At 49.4% G+C, this 20,114-nt stretch carries 12 protein-coding genes; 10 read left to right on the top strand and 2 right to left on the bottom strand.

What is annotated here, in order from left to right:
- The first annotated feature begins 175 nt into the window (after positions 1 to 175).
- From SFV55_RS17155 to SFV55_RS17165, 3 genes are all read left to right on the top strand, one after another.
- Entirely contained in the window at positions 176 to 6,196 is a 6,021-nt protein-coding gene (locus tag SFV55_RS17155; protein WP_320030757.1) for a T9SS type A sorting domain-containing protein, read from the top strand.
- 139 nt (positions 6,197 to 6,335) lie between these two features.
- A complete protein-coding gene (locus SFV55_RS17160) occupies positions 6,336 to 8,528 on the top strand; it encodes a peptidase domain-containing ABC transporter (RefSeq protein ID WP_320030758.1) in 2,193 nt (730 codons plus the stop codon).
- 3 nt (positions 8,529 to 8,531) lie between these two features.
- On the top strand, positions 8,532 to 9,836 hold the full coding sequence (locus SFV55_RS17165; RefSeq protein ID WP_320030759.1) for an HlyD family efflux transporter periplasmic adaptor subunit: 1,305 nt from the start codon (positions 8,532 to 8,534) through the stop codon (positions 9,834 to 9,836).
- A gap of 11 nt (positions 9,837 to 9,847) precedes the next feature.
- On the opposite strand, the gene SFV55_RS17170 is transcribed toward SFV55_RS17165, so the two are convergent.
- Both SFV55_RS17170 and SFV55_RS17175 read right to left on the bottom strand, forming a co-directional pair.
- Positions 9,848 to 11,140: a PIF1 family DEAD/DEAH box helicase gene (locus tag SFV55_RS17170; protein WP_320030760.1), complete on the bottom strand. Its 1,293-nt coding sequence runs from the start codon at positions 11,138 to 11,140 to the stop codon at positions 9,848 to 9,850.
- A complete protein-coding gene (locus tag SFV55_RS17175) occupies positions 11,140 to 12,057 on the bottom strand; it encodes a DUF72 domain-containing protein (protein WP_320030761.1) in 918 nt (305 codons plus the stop codon). Before SFV55_RS17175 ends, SFV55_RS17170 begins: the two co-directional genes overlap by 1 nt.
- An 80-nt stretch (positions 12,058 to 12,137) precedes the next feature.
- Here SFV55_RS17175 and SFV55_RS17180 point away from each other — a divergent pair, with 80 nt between their 5' ends.
- From SFV55_RS17180 to bioB, 7 genes are all read left to right on the top strand, one after another.
- Positions 12,138 to 13,304 carry an 8-amino-7-oxononanoate synthase gene (locus tag SFV55_RS17180; protein WP_320030762.1) on the top strand — a complete coding sequence of 389 codons (1,167 nt, stop codon included), beginning with the start codon at positions 12,138 to 12,140 and terminating at the stop codon, positions 13,302 to 13,304.
- A 217-nt stretch (positions 13,305 to 13,521) separates the two neighbouring features.
- Positions 13,522 to 14,151, top strand: a complete 630-nt coding sequence (bioD, locus tag SFV55_RS17185; RefSeq protein WP_320030763.1) for a dethiobiotin synthase — start codon at positions 13,522 to 13,524, stop codon at positions 14,149 to 14,151.
- 32 nt (positions 14,152 to 14,183) lie between these two features.
- Complete coding sequence (locus SFV55_RS17190; protein ID WP_320030764.1) at positions 14,184 to 15,404, top strand: AAA family ATPase; 1,221 nt, start codon at positions 14,184 to 14,186, stop codon at positions 15,402 to 15,404.
- A gap of 82 nt (positions 15,405 to 15,486) precedes the next feature.
- On the top strand, positions 15,487 to 15,942 hold the full coding sequence (locus tag SFV55_RS17195) for a DUF4276 family protein (protein ID WP_320030765.1): 456 nt from the start codon (positions 15,487 to 15,489) through the stop codon (positions 15,940 to 15,942).
- A 67-nt stretch (positions 15,943 to 16,009) separates the two neighbouring features.
- Positions 16,010 to 17,320: an adenosylmethionine--8-amino-7-oxononanoate transaminase gene (gene bioA / locus SFV55_RS17200; RefSeq protein WP_320030766.1), complete on the top strand. Its 1,311-nt coding sequence runs from the start codon at positions 16,010 to 16,012 to the stop codon at positions 17,318 to 17,320.
- 46 nt (positions 17,321 to 17,366) lie between these two features.
- Positions 17,367 to 18,524: a beta-ketoacyl synthase N-terminal-like domain-containing protein gene (locus SFV55_RS17205; protein ID WP_320030767.1), complete on the top strand. Its 1,158-nt coding sequence runs from the start codon at positions 17,367 to 17,369 to the stop codon at positions 18,522 to 18,524.
- Between the two features lie 471 nt (positions 18,525 to 18,995).
- Positions 18,996 to 20,087, top strand: coding sequence for a biotin synthase BioB (bioB, locus tag SFV55_RS17210; RefSeq protein ID WP_320030768.1), 1,092 nt, complete (start codon positions 18,996 to 18,998; stop codon positions 20,085 to 20,087).
- The last annotated feature ends 27 nt before the right edge of the window (positions 20,088 to 20,114 follow it).

Genomic DNA, 20,114 nt, shown 5'->3' on the forward strand with positions numbered 1-20,114 from the left:
GTGGACCTAGTGTATCACCGAATCAAGTCGTGACAGACGTTATGTTAGTGTAGCCCTCGTGTTTAATACCCCAATCCTTACCCCCCCCTTCCGCCACCCCCTCTCCAAATTTTTCCCCTTGCCCCTTCCCCCAAAATCCGTACTTTTAGCCCCAGATTTTTCCCAAAACACGATTATGCACAACATGAACCCAAACCAGGCAACACCAACATATCCATTGCTGCTACTGGCAGCCCTGTATTTATGCAGCATTACCTGGGGTTATGGCCAGACTGGCACACCAACTTTAACGAACCCCTCCCGCTGCGATACCGCCTGGGCGATCCGGGATTACACCTGCCCCGATAACCAGGGTTTCTTCCTGGCCAACCTGTTCAACATTCGGGTCAACAATGCACCGGGGACAATTTTGGGAAAGGATGTTTACCTCAAGGAAGTACGTTTGCGCATCCAACACCAGTGGGCTGCCGACGTGACCGTTCGCCTGATTTCGCCCAATGGCACCCGGGTTATTTTGACCATGAACAATGGGGGCGGGGACGACAATTATGGTGTGCCCGACAGCGCCAATTGCCAGGGTTTTGTGCGTTTTACCACCAGTGCCTGCACCCCGATTGACCAGGGCACGGCACCCTTCATTGACCGGCCTTATTTGCCACAAGAATCCTTCCTCAATTTTAACGACAACAAAACCAGCGCAAACGGCGAATGGCAATTGTTGATTTGTGATGATTCCGAACAAGATACTGGGCGTTTGGAGTTCGTAGAACTCATTTTTGCCCCTTTGAGCTGTTTGCCCGCCCAATCCGTTCACATCGTTTCACAAGATACCACCACCGTATTGCTCAATTGGTCACCCACCGATGGCTGTAGTACGGGCGCTTCGGTCATCGAATACGGCCCACCAGGGTTTGTTCCGGGTACTGGCGCACAGGCGGGCGCCCAAGGTCGGGTCTTGTCCTTCATCTCCTGCCCGCCCTACACCTTGCAAGGCCTTTTGCCCGATACCCCTTACGATATTTACGTACGCCGAACCTGCAATGGAGGCGCTTATTCCGAAAACTCTTGCCCCATCAGCGTCCGAACGGGTTGTTTGCCACCCAAGCCTACTACGCTGGAAACCTTCAACAACCAGCCCATCTGTGACCCCATTTGTAATGCAGTTTGTGTGCAAACTGGGGTATGGCGCAACCTTCCCGGCAGCAGTTTCAACTGGCTCATCTTCAAAGACCCAACACCCACCCCGGATACCGGTCCCGACGCCGATATGAGTGGAAACGGCAACTATGCCTACATCGAAACCACTGGTTTCCAATGCGCCAACGGCAGCCAGGCAGTATTACAATCGGGCTGTTTTTTATTGGACAAAAAAAATTCTGACACCTGCCACCTGTCCTTTTATTACCACATGTTCGGCAGTTCAACCGGGACGCTGCGTTTGGAAGTATCGGTAGATGGCGGTTTGAGCTGGCAAAGCTTGTGGACCCGCCAGGGCAGTCAGGGCAACCAATGGATCAAGGAATCCCTGAGCTTGCGCCAATATGCGAATGGAACCCTGATGCAATTCCGTTTTGTGGGCATCAAGGGAAATGGCTCTTTGGGCGACATCGGTTTGGACCACATTGCCTTGCACGGTTCTACTTATCAGGGCTGGCCGGAACAACCCTTTTACGCGGATGCTGATCGGGATGGTTTTGGCAATGCGGCGCTGTTCATTTACAGTTGCGCCGCCACCCCGCCCACGGGATATGTGACCAACAACACGGATTGTAATGACTCAAATGCCAACATCAACCCCGGGCGCCCCGAAGTCCCCTGCGACAACATCGACAACAACTGCAACGGCGCAGGCGACGACACCATCCTCTTGCCGCCCAATGCAAAGGGCGACACCATCTGTTCTGGCGAAGTACCCACGCTGAACGCCACTCCAGTACAAGGCGATCTCATTTTTTGGTACACCCAAGCTACTAGGGGCACTGCCGTAAGTTCCGGGCAGGTTTTTTTGCCCCAAATCCCCGCCAACAATGGCCTTACACCGATCACTTACCGCTATTACGCCGAAGCCGTCGACAATCGACTGCGATGTTTTTCCAATACCCGGGCGGAAGTCCTTGTGGTGGTGAATCCACTGCCCAATCCAGTGGTGACCGAACAACCCGAGATTTGCGCACAGCAAATTTTTGACCTGAATAAAGTAAAACTCCAGGACGACCATTTCACCCAGGCCAGTCTGGCTTTTTACCGCGCCTTACCCGCCAGCCCCAGCACCCTCATCGACAATCCCCTGGTCAGCCCGGGTGCGAGCACCAAGTATTTTTTTGAAATGACCAGCCCGCTGGGTTGTAAAAAAACAGGCGACTTTACCTTAAAAATCAACCCTATCCCCAACATCGCCTTTAGCCCCTCCGACTCCTTCAACTTGTGTGTGGAATCGACCCAGCTATTGGGTGCCAGCATTAGCGGTGGAACGGGGGCCATCCGTTATTTGTGGAGCACGGGTGAAGAAACTACCGCCATTCGCATCAGCGCTGGCCTCGAAAAAGGGCAAAAATCCCGCTACCAACTGACCATCACCGACGCCAAATCCTGTAGCAATACCGGAAACGTAGTAGTGACCACCACCAATAGCATCGACTCGATCCGCCGCAGCACTACCGATGTGAGTGTGTGCAACGGCAACAACGGCAGCATTACCATCACGCCGCTCAATGGCCTGGCCCCATTTAGTTACACCTGGAGTGGTGCGGGTATTCAGGGCGATTCCAGCAATGTTGCGGCGGGTGCTTTTAAAATCACTGGGCTTCAGCAAGGCTCTTACCGGGTGACCATCACCGACAATTCGAGCCGGGGCTGCCGCTTTATTTTGCGCAATGCCCTCATCAATGGACCCGGGATTGAAGTGCGCAACATCGACATCCAACCTGTAACCTGCTACGGTGCCAAAGACGGCCAGATCAACCTGGACGTGCGCGGCAACCCCCGCTACAAATGGAGCAATGGCGACACCACGGCCATATTGAGCAAGGTGCCCGGCGGAACCTACGCCGTTACCATCACCAGCGGCACTTGTAGTACAGTGGTAGACAATCTGCTGCTGACCGAGCCGGATTCGGTGCGGGTATTGGCCAGTTTCATCCAGCCGCTTTGTTTTACCAGTCTGGATGGCCGCATTGATTTGAGTGTGTTTGGCGGAGCAGGCAATTTCCAGTACCGTTGGAGCAACAACTCGATCAAGGAAGACCTGGAACGAATAGGCAGAGGCAATCATGCAGTGAGCATCACGGATGGAGCGGGTTGCTTGTACACCCGTAACTTTAATCTGAGTTCGCCCACTTTATTGACAGTGGGCGTCGATTCAAATTTGGCGGTCACCTGTTCAGGTTTGCGCGATGGCATGATTCGGGTAAGTGGCCGGGGAGGTAGTGCACCCTATCGCTATAACTGGGGAAATGGTACTACTGTGCCCGTCATCCGCAATCTGGCGGCGGGTAATTATGCCGTGACCATCACGGATGCCAACAATTGTACGAGTACCCTGATAATCCCGGTTGCTAGTCCGGCGGCTTTACAAGTAAGTACGAGTAGTCTTACTGCGCCCAGGTGTTTTGGCGATACCACCGGAAGAATTAATACCTTGGTTAGCGGGGGAATCGCTCCCTACCGCTACACCTGGAGCACTGGGCAAAGCACCGCGAACTTGCTCAGCCTGGGCGTTGGGCAATACAAAGTGTTGGTGCGCGATGTCAAAGGCTGTACCGCAGATACCCTCAAAATAGCCTTGAATGCCAGTTCAAAAATTGCCTTGACGGCCACTATCAATGCACCCACCTGTTTGGGGCTGACCAATGGGGCCGTAAGCGTTGTTCCTCAAGGCGTGGCGCCATTTCGTTACACGTGGGAAAGAGGAGATACCAGCAATGCAGTGCTCAACCTTGGGGTAGGTTCACACAAAGTGCGCATCCGTGACGCAGAGGGTTGCATTATTGACACCAGCTTTGTTTTGCAGCCGGAAAAACAGCCCCTGGTGGCCAACATCACCGCCGTGCCACCCCTTTGTTTTGGCTCCCGGGACGGTTTCATCAATGTTCAAATGCTGCGGGTCGAAAATCCAGGCATCAGCTTCCGCTGGAACGATGGTTCTACCCTGGATGAGCGACGTGATTTACCACCAGGTCTGTTTTCCGTAACCATTACCGATCGACTGGGCTGTATTTTGAAAAAAGATTCCATCCTGCTCAGCACGCCGCCCAAGCTGACCCACGAAGTGTTGGCCCTGGGGCAAATCAATTGCAATGGCGACTCTACGGGTTTTATCGAATTGGCCATCAGTGGAGGCAACCAACCTTACAAATATTCCTGGATTGGCAGTACTTCTACCGGGCCTAGCGCATACCGCCTCCCTGCGGGCAATTACCGTCTTTTTGTGCTGGACAACAATGGCTGTCCGCTCAACCTCGATTTTAATCTTACCCAGCCCAATAAGCTGAACGCGGAAACCAAAGTGCAGATCGGCAGTGTATGCCAGGGCGATCGCTCTAATGTATTGAGTGTTTCGGCGAGTGGAGGGGCCTTGCCCTATAGTTATTTATGGAGCACTGGAGCACGCACTAGTGCCATTGTCAACCAACCCGCCGACGATTACAGCGTAACCGTGACAGATGGCAATGGCTGTACTGTGGAACCTTCCACCATCAAATTGCGCAACGCAGGCGACCCCATCCAACTCACTGCTTTTGTGGCCACGGATATCAGTTGTTTTGGGAAAAAAGACGGAGAAGTGAGTGCCAGCATCACCGGCGGCACTGCTCCTTATTTGTTCGTGTTCAACAACGTGGTGAATTCCATCAGTACCTCCCAAACGACGGTTAAAGTGGGCAACCTGCCAGCAGACAACGATTATCAGGTGTTGGTGGTTGATGCCAAAGGTTGTCAGGTTACGTCCACTGTGCAATCCATTAATGAACCCGCCCGTTTGCGGATTCGTCGGGACAGCATTCGCAATAGCTTGTGTGACAACTTGATTGGGGGCGGAGTGTACGTTTCCAGTTCGGGTGGTAATGTACCTTACACTTATACCTGGTACGACTTTAATACCAAACTCCCGATTGCCAATACCGAAGATTTGACCCAGGTGGGTGGTGGCTCGTATTACGCTATCGTGCAGGATGCGCGGCTATGCCGGGATTCCCTGCCGCCAGCCAGCATTCAGGGCAATGCTCCATTAAAGGTAGTCAAATTAGACATTACCAGCCCCAAATGCCGGGGTGAAGCGAGTGGAGTCATTACGGTAGACATCCAGGGTGGCCGTGCCCCCTACAAATACACCTGGAACAATCGCCTCGGCAACAGCAGCATCAACAACCTCAAAGCGGGTACATATACCTTGCTGGTGAGCGATTCAGACAGTTGTAAAGCCACTTTTGGGCCTTTTATCGTCTCAGAACCCGACAAAGGAATTGCAGTAGCCGACACCATCACGCCGGTGCAGTGCAATGGCGGGGCTTCGGGTGCATTGACCATTAGCCTGAGCGGTGGCCTGGCTCCTTATCGCTGGACCTGGCAAAACGCCCAGGGGCAGGTGTTGAGCCTGGATGTACGCAAAATCAGCAACTTGCGCGCCGGGCAATACTCCCTTTTGGTGAGTGATGCGGACAATTGTTCCTTGTTTTTTACTTATTCCGTTCCGCAGCCTGATCCCATTCGAGCCAACTTTACGGTGGTTCAGCCTAAAGGAGACTTGTCAAATGGTTCCATTCTGGCCAAACCCAGCGGCGGCACGCCACCCTATCGATACCAATGGGGCAATAATGCTACCACTGATAACTTGAGCAATATCCCCAAAGGCACTTATTTCCTGACGATTACGGACAGTAAAAACTGCCAGAGTGGGGAGTCGGTGTTGGTCACTTCCACCAGTATCGTGGATTTTACCCTGGTTGAAGCGGCCCGAGTATTCCCCAATCCGGCGCAAGACGTTCTGCAATTCGAATTGAAACTCAAAGAAGCACTGCCGCTGGAACTGGAGTTGCTGGATTTGATGGGAAGGGTCGTCTGGTGGCGGAAATTGGGGCAACAATTGCAGGTGAATGAGCGGATTGGTATAAAAGAGCTTCCATCGGGCACCTATTTGTTACGATTGAACAGCGAAAAACGATTTTTATACCAGGAATTCGTTGCAAAACTGAGCAACTAAATAAAATAGTTACACTTTTTTGCACAAAAAACTTATATTGCCCATTAAAATTTGTAACAACGTAAAAGAGCTTACGTCTAAACAGTAATCACTGAGAATACACCAACAATAAAACTACCCAGAACTCAGAGAGAGAACCATGATTTACGACGGCTTTCCTATTTATCAACAGCTCGACAAAATGGACTGTGGCGCAACTTGTCTAAGGATGATTGCCCGTCATTATGGTCGATTTTACTCACTGGAATACCTGCGTGAACTCAGTCACGTAGGCCGCCAGGGCGTAACCCTGCTAGGCATTAGCGATGCGGCAGAAGCCATCGGCATGCAAACCCTGGCCGTAGAAACCACCTTCGAGCAGTTGGCGTCAGTGATCCCTATGCCTTGTGTGGTGCACTGGGAAAACGAGCATTTTGTCGTTGTATACCGCATTTATAAAAACCGCGTTTGGATTGCCGACCCCGCCAAAGGGCGTTATCAATTGGACAAAGACGAGTTCATGCGGCACTGGATCGTCGAATCCGAAGAAGAAGAACCGCATGGAGTAGTCCTCTTGTTACAAACCACCCCCGAGTTTTATTCCCGCGATGGTGAAAAACAAAACAAGGGTGGCATTGGCTACATTGCCAAATATTTTCGCAATTATTCCAACCTGGTCATCCAGCTTTGTGTAGGTTTGTTTTTGGGCATGTTGTTGCAACTCATTTTTCCCTTCCTCATCCGTGGGGTAGTGGACGTGGGTATTGGCAACCGAAACCTCAATTTTATCACCCTCGTTTTGGTTGCGCAAGGTGTCCTGTTTTTGACCCAAGTTTTGATAGAATACATCCGTACTTTTATTCTGTTGCACGTCGGGGTGAGGGTCAACATCAGTTTGATTTCTGATTACCTGATCAAGTTGACGCGACTGCCGATCCGTTTTTTTGACAGTAGGGTCATGGGCGACTTGTTGCAACGCATCTCCGACCACGAGCGGGTACAACGCTTTTTGAGCTCGACTACCTTACTTTCGGCCTTTTCCTTTTTCAACCTCTTGGCTTTCGGCATCATCCTGGCTTCCTGGAATGTTCAGGTGTTTCTGGTTTTCCTGATTGGTACTGCTGTGAATTTCCTGTGGGTAAACTGGTTCATGCAAAAACGGCGTGACCTGGACTACCGCCATTTTGCGCAATCCTCCGAAAACCAGGTCAACCTGATGGAGATGGTCAACGGCATGCAGGAAATCAAGTTGTACAATGCGGAAAAACAAAAACGTTGGGCCTGGGAGCGTGGACAAGCCCGTTTGTTCCGCACCAATATGAGCGAGCTGCGGGTCGAACAATTGCAACGGGCTGGGGCAGTAGCCATCAATGAAGGTAAAAACCTCCTGATCATCTACCTGATCGCTCAAGCAGTAGTCAATGCACAAATGAGCTTGGGGATGCTTGTCGCTGCACAGTACATCATCGGACAACTCAATAGTCAAATCAATCGTTTGGTCGATTTTTTACAAGCCTGGCAGGAAGCCTCCATCAGCATGGAGCGCATCAATGAAATTCACCTGAAGGAGGACGAAGAAAACCCCCAGGAAAAAATGACCATTTTGCCTGAAACCGGCGACATTGTGATCGACAACCTGAGTTTTCATTACGAAGGCCCTAATTCTCCGATGGTACTCAAGGGCCTGGATTTTCGGATCCCCAAAGGAAAAACCACTGCGATTGTGGGCCGTAGTGGCAGTGGCAAAACAACCTTGCTCAAACTCCTCCTCAATTTTTACGAACCCAGCGAAGGTGCAATTCGGGTGGGGGATGTGTTGATGCGCAACCTCAGCAACCGCATCTGGCGGGAAAAATGTGGAGTGGTGATGCAGGAAGGTTATATTTTTAACGACACCATTGCCCGCAATGTAGCTTTGGGCGACGAAATCATTGACAAGGAAAAACTGCTTCGGGCAGTAAAAGTAGCCAACATCCAAAGCTTTATCGAAGCCTTGCCGATGGGCTACAATACCAAAATTGGCTCCGAAGGCCTTGGCTTGAGCCAGGGGCAAAAACAACGTTTGTACATTGCCCGTGCCGTGTACAAAAATCCGGAATACCTGTTCTTTGATGAAGCCACCACCGCCCTGGATGTATTCAACGAAATGGTGATCATGGAAAACCTGGATGAATATTTCCGGCGCAAAACCCTGATTATCGTGGCGCATCGCCTCAGTACCGTCATGAATGCCGACAACATCATCGTGATCGAAGATGGGGAAATCGTAGAGCAAGGTACCCACGCCGAGTTGACCTACTTGCGGGGGGCGTATTATCAATTGGTGAAAAATCAGTTGGAACTTGGTTCGTAATGTATGATGAAAGAATTAGAAGACATTGAAATCCGCAGTGAAGAGGTCCAGGAAATACTGGGGACACCTCCCTCCTGGATGGTGCGTTGGGGAAGCTTAACGGCCTTGGCCTTGTTTGTTGCGTTGATGTGGTTGTCTTTTTTGGTAAAATATCCAGATGTGGTGGAGGCTGATATTCGTTTGGTTTCCAAAGATCCGCCCATACGCATTACTGCACCCAATGCCAATCGGATTGATGAAGTGGTGGTCAAAAACAATACTCGTGTGGATTCTGGCCAGGTGCTGATTGCCTTTCGGAGTACCGCTAATTTTCACCATGTACTGACGCTTGAGGATTACATCACTGCTTTGTCCAGTATGCGGGATGAGGAACTCTTGAGGTTTAAAGTCCCAACCAACCTGGTGCTGGGAGAACTGCAAGCTGATTTGTTTGATTTCCAAGATGTACAACTCAAGTACAACTCTGAGATGTACAAAGATCTTTCCAGCTCTGATTTGCGCTCTTCTCAAAGCAGAATCAGCCGCCTGGATCGCAGTCTCGACTACCAAAAAGAAATGCGTCGGCAGATTCAGGAGCAGATAGCCATGGCCGAGCAAGAACGCAAAAACAAGGAACACCTTGTTTCCGTCAATCAAGCCTCTCAGGATGATGTCAATCGGGTACAGAGTCGAATCATGGAATTCAACAAGGAATTGATTCGTACTGAAACCGAAATTCGCGATCGGGAATCTGAACTTACTGCTTTACGGATCAAGGTGCGCAGCCTCGAAAGTGGGGCCGACAATGAAACCAATTTTGCGTCAGATGTGCTGAGAGAGTCCTTTAACCACTTGCGGGAGGGCGTGAACACCTGGAAACAGCGCCATCTCATTGAATCTCCGCGCAGTGGTCTGGTTCAAATTGTGGGCCGAAATGTAGCCGAGAACAGCTTTGTGTACAAAGATGAACAATTGATGGTGGTTATCCCCAACAAGAACAAAGAGATAATTGGCAAAATGTTTATTCCTTTCAATCGGTCAGGCCGGATTAAAGTCAATCAAAAAGTAATTGTACGTTTGGAGAGCCTGGACTTTCAGGAATTTGGGGTTTTGGAGGGGATAGTAGCTTGGAAAGCCTTATCTCCCCGAGATGATGGTGAAAAATCGGAAGTGGCGGTTGAGGTGATTTTTCCCAATAAAATGATTACCACGGCGGGAAAAATGGTTGAAACGGACGAAGAGTTGTACGGCAAAGCCCGCATCATCACGGAAGAACGTCGATTTATTGAACGGATTTTTTCGGGCATCCGAGGCTATCGGAACTATTAATAGCGCCTCAACTATCTTCCCTGCATAATTTGATAAAATTCCACAATCCGCAGATCCGTCAACAGGTCCTGTGGCCGGATGCGCTGCCGCAACACAATGCCTTCCAGCGTGCGACAACGACTCAGCGCCACATAAGTTTGCCCATGTTCAAAAGCACCCGTACCCAGGTCAATGATGACCTTGTCGAAGGTTTTGCCCTGGGCTTTGTGAATGGTGACCGCCCAGGCCAAACGCAAGGGGAATTGGGTGAAAGTCCCAATCACTTCGGACAGGATTTCATCGGGATTCGCCGGGTCACTTTTGTAACGAATGATCTCCCAGGTTACTGGTATTACTTCAATTTCCTTCCACTCCAGGTTATTTTCTTCAATCAAAATCCTTAGCGATTCCTGCTCCAGAGCCATGATTTTGCCAATGGTACCATTGACATAACGGCGCTCGGGATCGTTTTTCAACAACATCACCTGAGCACCCAATTTCAAGGTTAAGGCTGCGTCTGCGGGGTATTGGGTGGGGTTAAAATCACCGGTTACCGAAGCCAGGTACTTGCGCTCGGGTTCGTCAATTTTGCTGAGCTCCCGTTGATTGATGCGGTCGGCAGTAGCATTGCGGGCGCAAAGGGTGATGTAGAGTTCTTCGGATTCAAAGTTGGGCTCATACCGCTCATTCAATTCATCCAGGTCGTCCTGGTCTGCATGATTCAGGCGAATGGCGTCGAGCAAGCGCAAAAAATGCCGGTTGTCCTGGCGGTATACCTTGCGCAATTCCAACATTTCCAATTCAAAACCTTGCCGAAAGATTTGGGCAGAAAAGAAAAAAGGGGACTCGTAAGTGCTGCTAAAAACCTCCAGTTCAAAGTCGGTAGACACCACCGGAGGCAACTGGAACATGTCGCCAAAAAAGACAACTTGCACCCCGCCAAAAGGCAAGGGACTGTCCCGATTAAGGCGCAGAAAAAAGTCAATGTTGTCCAACATATCGGCACGGACCATCGAAATTTCATCAATGACCAAGACATCCATATTGCGGTAAAGCCGCCGATCCTTACGTTTGCTGATTTCACGCGGGGAGATCAAACGGGGAGGAAAGCCAAAAAAGGAATGAATGGTTTGCCCCCGTACATTGAGGGCCGCAACTCCGGTGGGGGCCAGAACCACCACTTTTTTGCGGGTAGTATTGCGGTACAACTGCAGCAGGGTAGACTTACCGGTCCCGGCACGGCCGGTGATGAACAGGTTTTTGCCCTCTTTTTCGATCAGATCGAGGGCAATTTTGAAGTCGCTATTCAGTTCCAGTGCTTTCATCAGAATAGGCTCATTTGACCAGCGGCATCGGTGGTGATTTTTTCTGGCCCACGGGCCACAATTTCAGGAAAGGGCATCAGGGATTGATGTAAATAGGCCGCCAGTTCGGGCGCCAACAGGTTATCAGGTTCATGGGTGAAAAAATATACCTCCTGCAGACCCGCCTCGTGCCAGCCGCGCAAACGAGGAATCCAGTCCTGAATGCGGCTGTAATCGCTCGGATGCAGGGCATTGCCCACAAAGCGGATCATGGCCACTGCCGAAGTCAGGTGCATGTGCAACACATCGCGCCGTCCGGCTACATCGGTGAGCACGGTGCCGATACCCGCTTTGGCCAGCATACCGAAAGCTTTTTCCCGTTCATCAGCAGGGTCTTCAAACCAGGATTCGTGGCGCATTTCCACATTTAAGGGGAGTTCTTTGGGCCAACGTTCTACAAAGCGCTCCAGGATTCCCGCTTGTTGCAGGCCAAAATGGGGTGGGAGCTGTAAAAAGCAGGCCCCCAGTTTTTCCTCCAACTGAGCTGTGACTTCACAAAAATTGAGGAAAAGGGGATTGCTGAGGCCCAAATCCCGACTGTGGCTCAGGATTTGAGGGATTTTGGGGCAAAAACGAAAATCAGCTGGCGTATCTTTTTTCCAGTTCTGGATTTGCTCCGGGCTGGGGATGCGGTAATGGGTGGTATTCAGCTCAATGGTATTGAATTGTTTGCCGTAGGCCCGCAAAAAACCTTCCGGCTTGGTACCCACCGGATAATAAGACCCCACCCATTCTTTCATCGACCAACCCGTGCAGCCAATGTAGAAGTGGAATTTTTCAGACTTGTTGTACTTTCGCAACGTTTCAGCAGTGCCAGAGGCATCCTCGGGCAAACTAAAATCGACTTTGCTGATGTCAGGGAGTTTCCCAAATTCCATAGCTGGGTAAACTTATTTGTAATGCGCATTTCAAATGAATCAGTAAAGTTAACGATTTGTTCAGTAGAAAGAGATTTGAGATGAAAAACGAAATTCACATCGCAAAAAAAATGATATCCGAACTGTTCAATCGGGAGCAGGATGATTCCTTGCGTCGTTTACCGGGGGCTTTGGATTTGATCGATTTTTACAGCAATGACTACCTTGGAATGGCGCAAAATGCTGTGGTAAAAACGGCCATCCAAACCGCTTTGGATAAAGATAGTACTTTTGGTGCAACCGGGTCGCGTATGATCAGTGGCAACCGGGAGGAAATGGAAGCTTTCGAATCTTTTCTGGCCTCCTTTCACCAAAGTGGAAAAGCACTTTTGTTCAATTCGGGCTATGCTGCCAATCAAGGTTTGTTGTCCTGTATGGCCGATCGACATGATGTTATCATTTACGATCAGCTGATTCACGCCTCTTTGCGGGAGGGACTAAAGTTAAGCCTGGCTGCTAATTTTTCCTTTCGACACAATGATCTGAGCCATTTGGAGCAAAAACTGAAATTGGCCACAGGCGCATTGAATCAGGATAAGATTTTGATCGGGCGGAGAGTATTTGTAGTTGTGGAAAGTGTCTACTCCATGGACGGTGATGAAGCACCTTTGCGTGAAATAGTAGAGTTGTGCGAAAAATACGGGGCCGTATTGATTGTTGATGAAGCTCATGCAACCGGGATTCTTGGGCACCAGGGCCGGGGATTGGTCACTGGATTAGGGCTTGCAGAGCGAGTTTGGGCCCGGATTTACACCTTTGGCAAAGCTTTGGGCGGGCATGGTGCAGCCATTTGTGGCCCGGGCTATTTGATTGACTACTTGATTAATTTTTCCAAACCATTCATCTACACAACCGCCTTGCCCTGGCATAGTTTGGCGAGCGTTCAGGCGGCCTACAAGGAAATGCAAAAGGGCACTGCATTAAAGGCCTTGCGGAAAAATATCCGCTTTTTTACCGAACAAATGCCCGCTTCATTGCGTCCACTGTTTATTCCTAGCCGCAGTGCCATCCAGAGCCTGGTGTATCCGGGTAATTCGGCGGTGCGGGAACTGGCAAAAACGTTACAAGAACACGGATTTGCGGTGTGGCCGATTTTGCACCCGACAGTGCCCAAGGGGCAGGAACGGCTGCGGATTTGTTTGCACAGTTTTAATACGGAAGAGCAGATCCAAGCATTATTAGAGGTCATTCAACAAGAAATAATGTGATGACTATTTCATTCATCATCTCGATTTTTGAATGAATACCAAAGCGACCTATTTTCACAAAGAGCACAAAGACACACAAAGAGCACAAAGAACCGTCAACGTCTAACTTTGTGTCCTTTGTGTCCTCTCTTTTTTCTTTGTGCTAAAAAAATGCCGCTTTGGTGTTTTTGCACCATTGAGATGATTGAGGTCGTAGCAAACTTCAAGTTCATCAACCATGCAACACCAATACTTTGTAACCGGCATCGGCACCGAAATCGGCAAAACCATCGTATCCGCCATCCTCACCGAGGCACTCCAAGCCGACTACTGGAAACCCATCCAATCGGGAGACCTGGACAATTCCGACTCCATGAAAATCCAGCGCTGGGTCAGCAACCCACATACCCGCATTCACCCCGAACGTTTTCGTTTGAATACCCCCCTTTCGCCCCATGCCTCGGCGGCCATTGATGGGGTGGAAATCAAAGTTCAGGATTTCCAACTGCCCGACACCACCCGCCCCTTGATCGTAGAAGGAGCTGGTGGCTTGATGGTGCCCTTGAACCATCAAGAAACCATGCTGGACCTGATCCAACACCTGAACTTGCCCGTGATCCTGGTCAGTCGGCATTATTTGGGGAGCATCAATCATACTTTGTTGAGTTTGGAAGTGTTGCGTTCGCGAGGGATTCTTCTGGCTGGATTGTTGTACAATGGAGCGGAGAATGTGGCTTCGGAACAAGCAATTGAGGCGCTGAGTGGGGTGAAGGTGTTGGGGAGAGTGGGGGAGATGGGGGAGATTTCGGCTGAGGCGATTGCGCAGGAGGCGGAGGTAGTGCGGGGAAGCTTTGTGAATCCAGGGTAATTTTTGTAACTTGCACTACAAAATCGAGGGCGATGATCAAAAAAGTTGAGCTGACGAATTTTTATAGTTTTGGGAAAACGACGATTGAGTTGCATCCTGAAACGAATATTTTGATTGGGATCAATGGTTCGGGTAAGTCGAATTTTTTGAAGGCGCTGCGGTTATTGAAGGAAGGAATGGTCGGAATGGGGCTCAGAAAATACATATTGGATTTTTTGGGAGGTTTTAATAATATGTTTCACAAGGCTAGCTCAGCAAAGGATTCAAATAGTCAGAGAACAATTTCCTTAGAATTTACAATAGATGCTTCTATTCTTAAAAAATATTCTGAGCATAAAATTCTAAGTAGTGATATTGTTTACACGATTTCTATTGTAGAATCCCCTGGATTAAAAAATTATACTGTTAATGAAAGTCTTCATAGTGCAAACGGCCTGAATTTCCTTGAGTTTAACGATGGTTTGCTCAAGTTTTTTCAACTAAATAGCGAGGGAGTTGACAAAGAGTGGTATGAAATAGAGAATTTTGATTCTGGTAATTTAGCTTTAAGACACTTAATAATAAAGGATTACAATCCAGAGATGAATACAGCAAATGCTTTTAGAAAAGGAGTTCGAGATATTGTTATTTATGATTATTTTGATACAACTCCCAATAGTCCTATTAGAAGGCCAATTCTTCCTACTTCAGAAAATAGACTTTCTGCTGATGGCTCGAATTTAACTCAGCTGCTCAATACGATTAAAATTAACCATAAGGACGTGTATCGAAAAGTTGTGGAAATGCTTGAAGAAGTTAACCCCAATTTTTCCGGATTCGACTTTAATTTTATCGGTGGCAATATTGAACTGATGCTTGAAGAACGAGGGTTCAACAGCTCAATTCATGTTTCCAATATTTCAGATGGAACCTTGCGATATTTGTGCCTGCTAGCAGTCATTTTTAATCCCAATAAAGGTAGACTGATTTGCATTGACGAACCGGAGTTGGGTTTGCATCCTGATATGCTATTTAACTTAGCAAGTGCAATAAAAGAGGTTTCCTCTGATTGTTTGTTTATAATTTCAACCCATTCGGATAACCTGCTCAATTATTTTGACGTAGAGAATCTAAAGATTTTTGAAAAAGATGAACAAAACGGAACCATCGTAAAATCCTTCTCCACCGACCAATTCGCCGAATGGTACGAGGACTACACCATTGGTCAAATGTGGAAACAAGGCGACTTTGGAGGAGTACGGTATGGCAACTAAAAAGACCTTAATCATTGAAGGCGAGCAAAGTTCACCGAATGGAGACCTTCGTCAAGGTTTTGAAAAGCTGCTCTCCAAAAAGATGGACCAGAATAAACCCAAAATCATCCTTGGTAATGGGAAATCCCAGGCAATAAAGAAGTTTCTGCATTTCAAAAACGAAGGGGAGGAAGTTGGTTTATTGATGGATTTGGATCAACCCGAAACAAATCGCACCAAAGATTTACAAACACAAAAACTGGAAAAATACAAGGATCAAATTTTTTACATGATTCAGGCGGTTGAAGCCTGGTTCATTTCACAACCTGACATATTAGACGACTATTTTAATGCCGACATTTCCAAAAAACTCCCCAAAAGAAGGCCTGCCGAAATTCCCGAACCTAAGGATATCCTCAAAAAAGCTACCAAAGGAACCAAAAAAGGGGAGTACCACGAGATCAAACACGCTGTCGAATTACTCAAACAATTGGACGCCACCAAACTCGAAAATGAATTTCCCGACTTCAAAAATTTGATTGCCTTCCTAAAAAAATGAACTTTGTCCCCGCATTTTTGCTGTCTCATATAGAACCTGTATGGGGCTAACCCAAACTGTTATTGCAATGCCTCCACAACCCAACTGGATCACCCGCGACCGTGCCCACATCTGGCACCCCTACACCCAAATGAAAACCGCCGATGCCCCCATCGCCATTGTGGCGGGCAAAGGCGCCGAATTGTACGACGAAATGGGCAAGGTCTACATCGACGCTGTAGCCTCCTGGTGGACCAATATCCACGGCCACGCCCATCCCTATATGGCCGAAAAACTGGCCGAGCAAGCCCACAAACTCGAACACGTCATCTTTGCGGGTTTCACCCACCCAAGTGCGATTGAGCTGGCCGAACGTTTGTTGCCCTTGCTGCCGGAAGGGCAAAGCAAGGTTTTTTTCTCCGACAATGGTTCCACCGCCGTGGAAGTTGGCATCAAAATGGCCATCCAGTATTTTTACAACCAGGGCATCCCCCGCAAAAAAGTTATTGCTTTTGATTTGGCTTACCATGGAGACACCTTTGGCACCATGTCGGTGGGGGGTGATTTGTCCTTTTACGATGCCTTTCAGGATTTTTTGTACCAGGTTGAACGTATACCTACGCCCGTACCCGGTCAGGAAGCCGTTTGCCTGCAAGCGCTGGAAGCCCATTTGCAAAAAGGCGACGTAGCCGCTTTTGTATTTGAGCCCCTGGTTTTGGGGGCAGCTGGGATGTTGATGTACGCCCCCGAGGTGTTGGACCAATTGATGGCCTTGTGTAAAAAATACGGTGCACTGTGCGTTGCGGATGAAGTGATGACTGGATTTGGCCGGACGGGAAAACTATTTGCTACCTTGCACTGTACCGAAAAACCAGACATTATCGCCCTCTCCAAAGGTTTGACGGGTGGAATGTTGCCCATGGCACTGACCACTTGTACCGAGGCAATCTATCAGGCTTTTTATTCCGACGACAAAATGAAAGCCCTCTACCACGGCCATTCTTTCACCGGAAACCCATTGGGTTGCGCAGTGGCCCTGGCGAGTTTGGATATTTTACTGTCGGAAGAAACCCAACAAAACATCCAACGCCTGGTGCAACGCCAGGCTGCGTTTTTGGCAAAAATAAAAGGCCACCAACAGGTGCTGAACATACGGCAAACAGGCACTATTCTCGCCATCGAATTCAAGACCGAAAGCAACAGCGGTTATTTTAATAATTTAAGAGACCATTTGTACCGATTTTTCCTTCAGCATGGTTTAATTTTGCGGCCTTTGGGAAATGTGGTGTACGTTCTGCCGCCTTATTGCATCACCGATGTCCAATTGGATCAGGTGTATGCGGCGATAGAAAAAGCCCTTGATTTCGGAGTGGGGATTTCGGATTTCGGAAATGCCTGAGCCTGAAAAACCTCCGAAATCCGAAATCTGTAATCCGAAATCATAAATGGTGAGTAAAATCGGCATAACCGGCTGGGGCAGTATTTCCGCTTTGGGTTTTGATCCTTGGGGCAGCTATCTTCAAACAGATCGACACCATCTCGTACAAGATGCTTACGGGCACTGGATGGGGCGTTTGCCTGTAGCGGCAGAGTCAAGGATCATAAAATTGTGTGCCAGCGATAAACACTATTTTCAGGTGGATCGCTCGGTACTGCTGGCCATCACGGCGGCAGAACAAGCAGTATCCAGAGCAGGTTGGCAAGCGGGACCAGGTCTGGGCATTCAAATTGGCTCCTCGCGGGGCGCTACCAATACCTGGGAGCATTACCACCAGCAATGGGAAGGTGGGATCGAAGGTGGCCTTTCGCCCATGACCTCTCCTTTGACTACTTTGGGTAATCTTTCCTCCTGGATTGGCTACCACTTGCGCAGTGGAGACATGGTAGCCGAGCATTCGGTTACGTGCAGCACTGCCCTCCATGCTATTCTTAGCGGGGTGACCTGGTTGGAAAGCGGGCGGGTACAAAAGTATCTGGCTGGTGGCACCGAGGCACCGCTTACGCCCTTCACCATCGCCCAAATGAAGGCCTTGCGCATCATGGCCGGAGTGGATGATTACGATTATCCGGTGCGTTCTCTGGACTTGGAAAAAACGGCCAACACAATGGCCTTAGGGGAAGGCGCGGCCTGTTTTTGTATGGAAAAAGACCCTGCTGAAGCGATAGCCTGGATCGAAGGCATTGGCTTCACGACCGAATGGGGCGGGACGCCCACCAACGTCACCAAAAATGCAGACGGCCTACAACGTGCCATGCGTATGGCCTGGGAAGAGGCGGGTTGCCCCAAAGTGGATGTAGTGGTCACCCATGCGCCAGGGACCAAACAAGGGGATGCTACGGAAATGCACGCCATTCAAGCGGTGTTTGGCCAGGATATGCCAGCGGTGACCAACAACAAATGGAAAATAGGCCATACTCTCGGCGCTTCGGGAGGCTTGAGCCTGGAATTTGCCCTATTGATGTTAATCCACGGTCAATTTATTGGAATTCCCTATCTTGCCGACGCTTCCACGGAAGTCCCGGCACCCAAAACCATAATGGTCAATGCCCAGGGGTTTGGTGGGAATTCGGTCAGCATTTTGCTGCGTAAAGGGAATAAGTAATTGAGCATACACTGGACATTTTGCTCGGAGGACATGAATAGCCCTAGGCTTATGAAGTTTTTTGAAATAATCGTTCTTAGGCTCTATCGATTGAATTGCCTCCAGCTTTAGCTGGTGGATCAATTGCCAGAACTTGAATGGGCTTTAGCCCAAAACTCAATTTTGCTCATGGGGCTAAAGCCCAAAACTAAAGTGCATTGCCTATCCACCAGCTAAAGCTGGAGGCAACTCATGCGCTTTGAGCCTAGAGTTTGAGAACGGTTATTTCAAAAAACTTCATCAGCCTGGGGGCATCGGAATACCCTAGAATTGGGCTTTAGCCCTGGCTTGAAAATCAAGGCTTGGGCTAAAGCCCGATCAAAATAGGCAATCCTGATCCACGCGCTAAAACACGTGGCAATTCATATCCTCCTAGCAAAAGACCGGATTGTATGGTAACTGGCATAAAATTGTCGACTTAAAAACTCAAACATGGCTGAAACGCAAAAACACTGGACTTTAGAAGAGATCCTGGAAGTATATCATACTCCTTTGTTGGAACTGGTTTTTCAGGCGGCAACCGTACACCGCCAATACCACAACCCACGCGAAGTGCAGATCAGCACATTGGTTTCTGTAAAAACCGGAGGTTGCCCCGAGGATTGTGGCTATTGCCCACAGGCCGCCCGCTACCATACCGGTGTTGGAAACGAGCCCATGATGACCGTGGATTCCGTTCGTTCGGCAGCACTGCAAGCCCAGGCGATTGGTGCTTCCCGCTTGTGCATGGGGGCCGCCTGGCGCTCTGTCAAGGACGATGCCGATTTTGACCACGTCATTGAATTGGTCAAAACCGTACGGGGCCTGGACATGGAAGTGTGTTGTACCCTGGGCATGCTCAACGAGCACCAGGCCAAACGCCTCGCCAATGCAGGGCTGTACGCCTACAACCACAACCTCGATACCTCCGAAGAATATTACGACGACATCATTTCTACCCGCAGCTACGACGATCGCCTCAAAACCCTCTCCAATGTACGCAAAGCCAACCTCTCGGTTTGTTCAGGCGGCATCATTGGCATGGGGGAATCGGTTGAGGACCGCTGCAAGATGTTGTTGACCCTCTCTCAGCTCAATCCTATTCCCGAGTCAGTACCAGTCAATGCCTTAGTTGCAGTAGAAGGCACCCCAATGGAAGACATCGAGCCGATCCCGATGTGGGACATCATTCGGATGGTGGCCACTACCCGGATCGTAATGCCTCAAACTACAGTGCGTTTGTCAGCAGGTCGGACCGAAATGAGCCAAGAAGGTCAGGCCTTGTGCTTTATGGCTGGAGCTGGCTCCATTTTTGCTGGCGAAAAACTGCTCACCACCCCAAATCCAGACGCTTACGAGGACATGGACATGTTCAATGCCCTGGGTTTGTTGCCCAAACGCCCCTTTGCCGATGGTTTTGTTCCTGAAATCGTGGAGGAAGAGGTGGCAATCGCCGAAGAAATCAAATGGTCACGCCCCGGCCACCGCATCGAAGCCAATGTGAAGTATGCGGAAATGGGCAAGGAAAAGCGCAAAGCCCTGTAGGGGCAGCCCTTGCGGCTGCCCTCGGAT

The organism is Haliscomenobacter sp. (assembly GCF_033763495.1).
Taxonomy (GTDB): domain Bacteria; phylum Bacteroidota; class Bacteroidia; order Chitinophagales; family Saprospiraceae; genus Haliscomenobacter.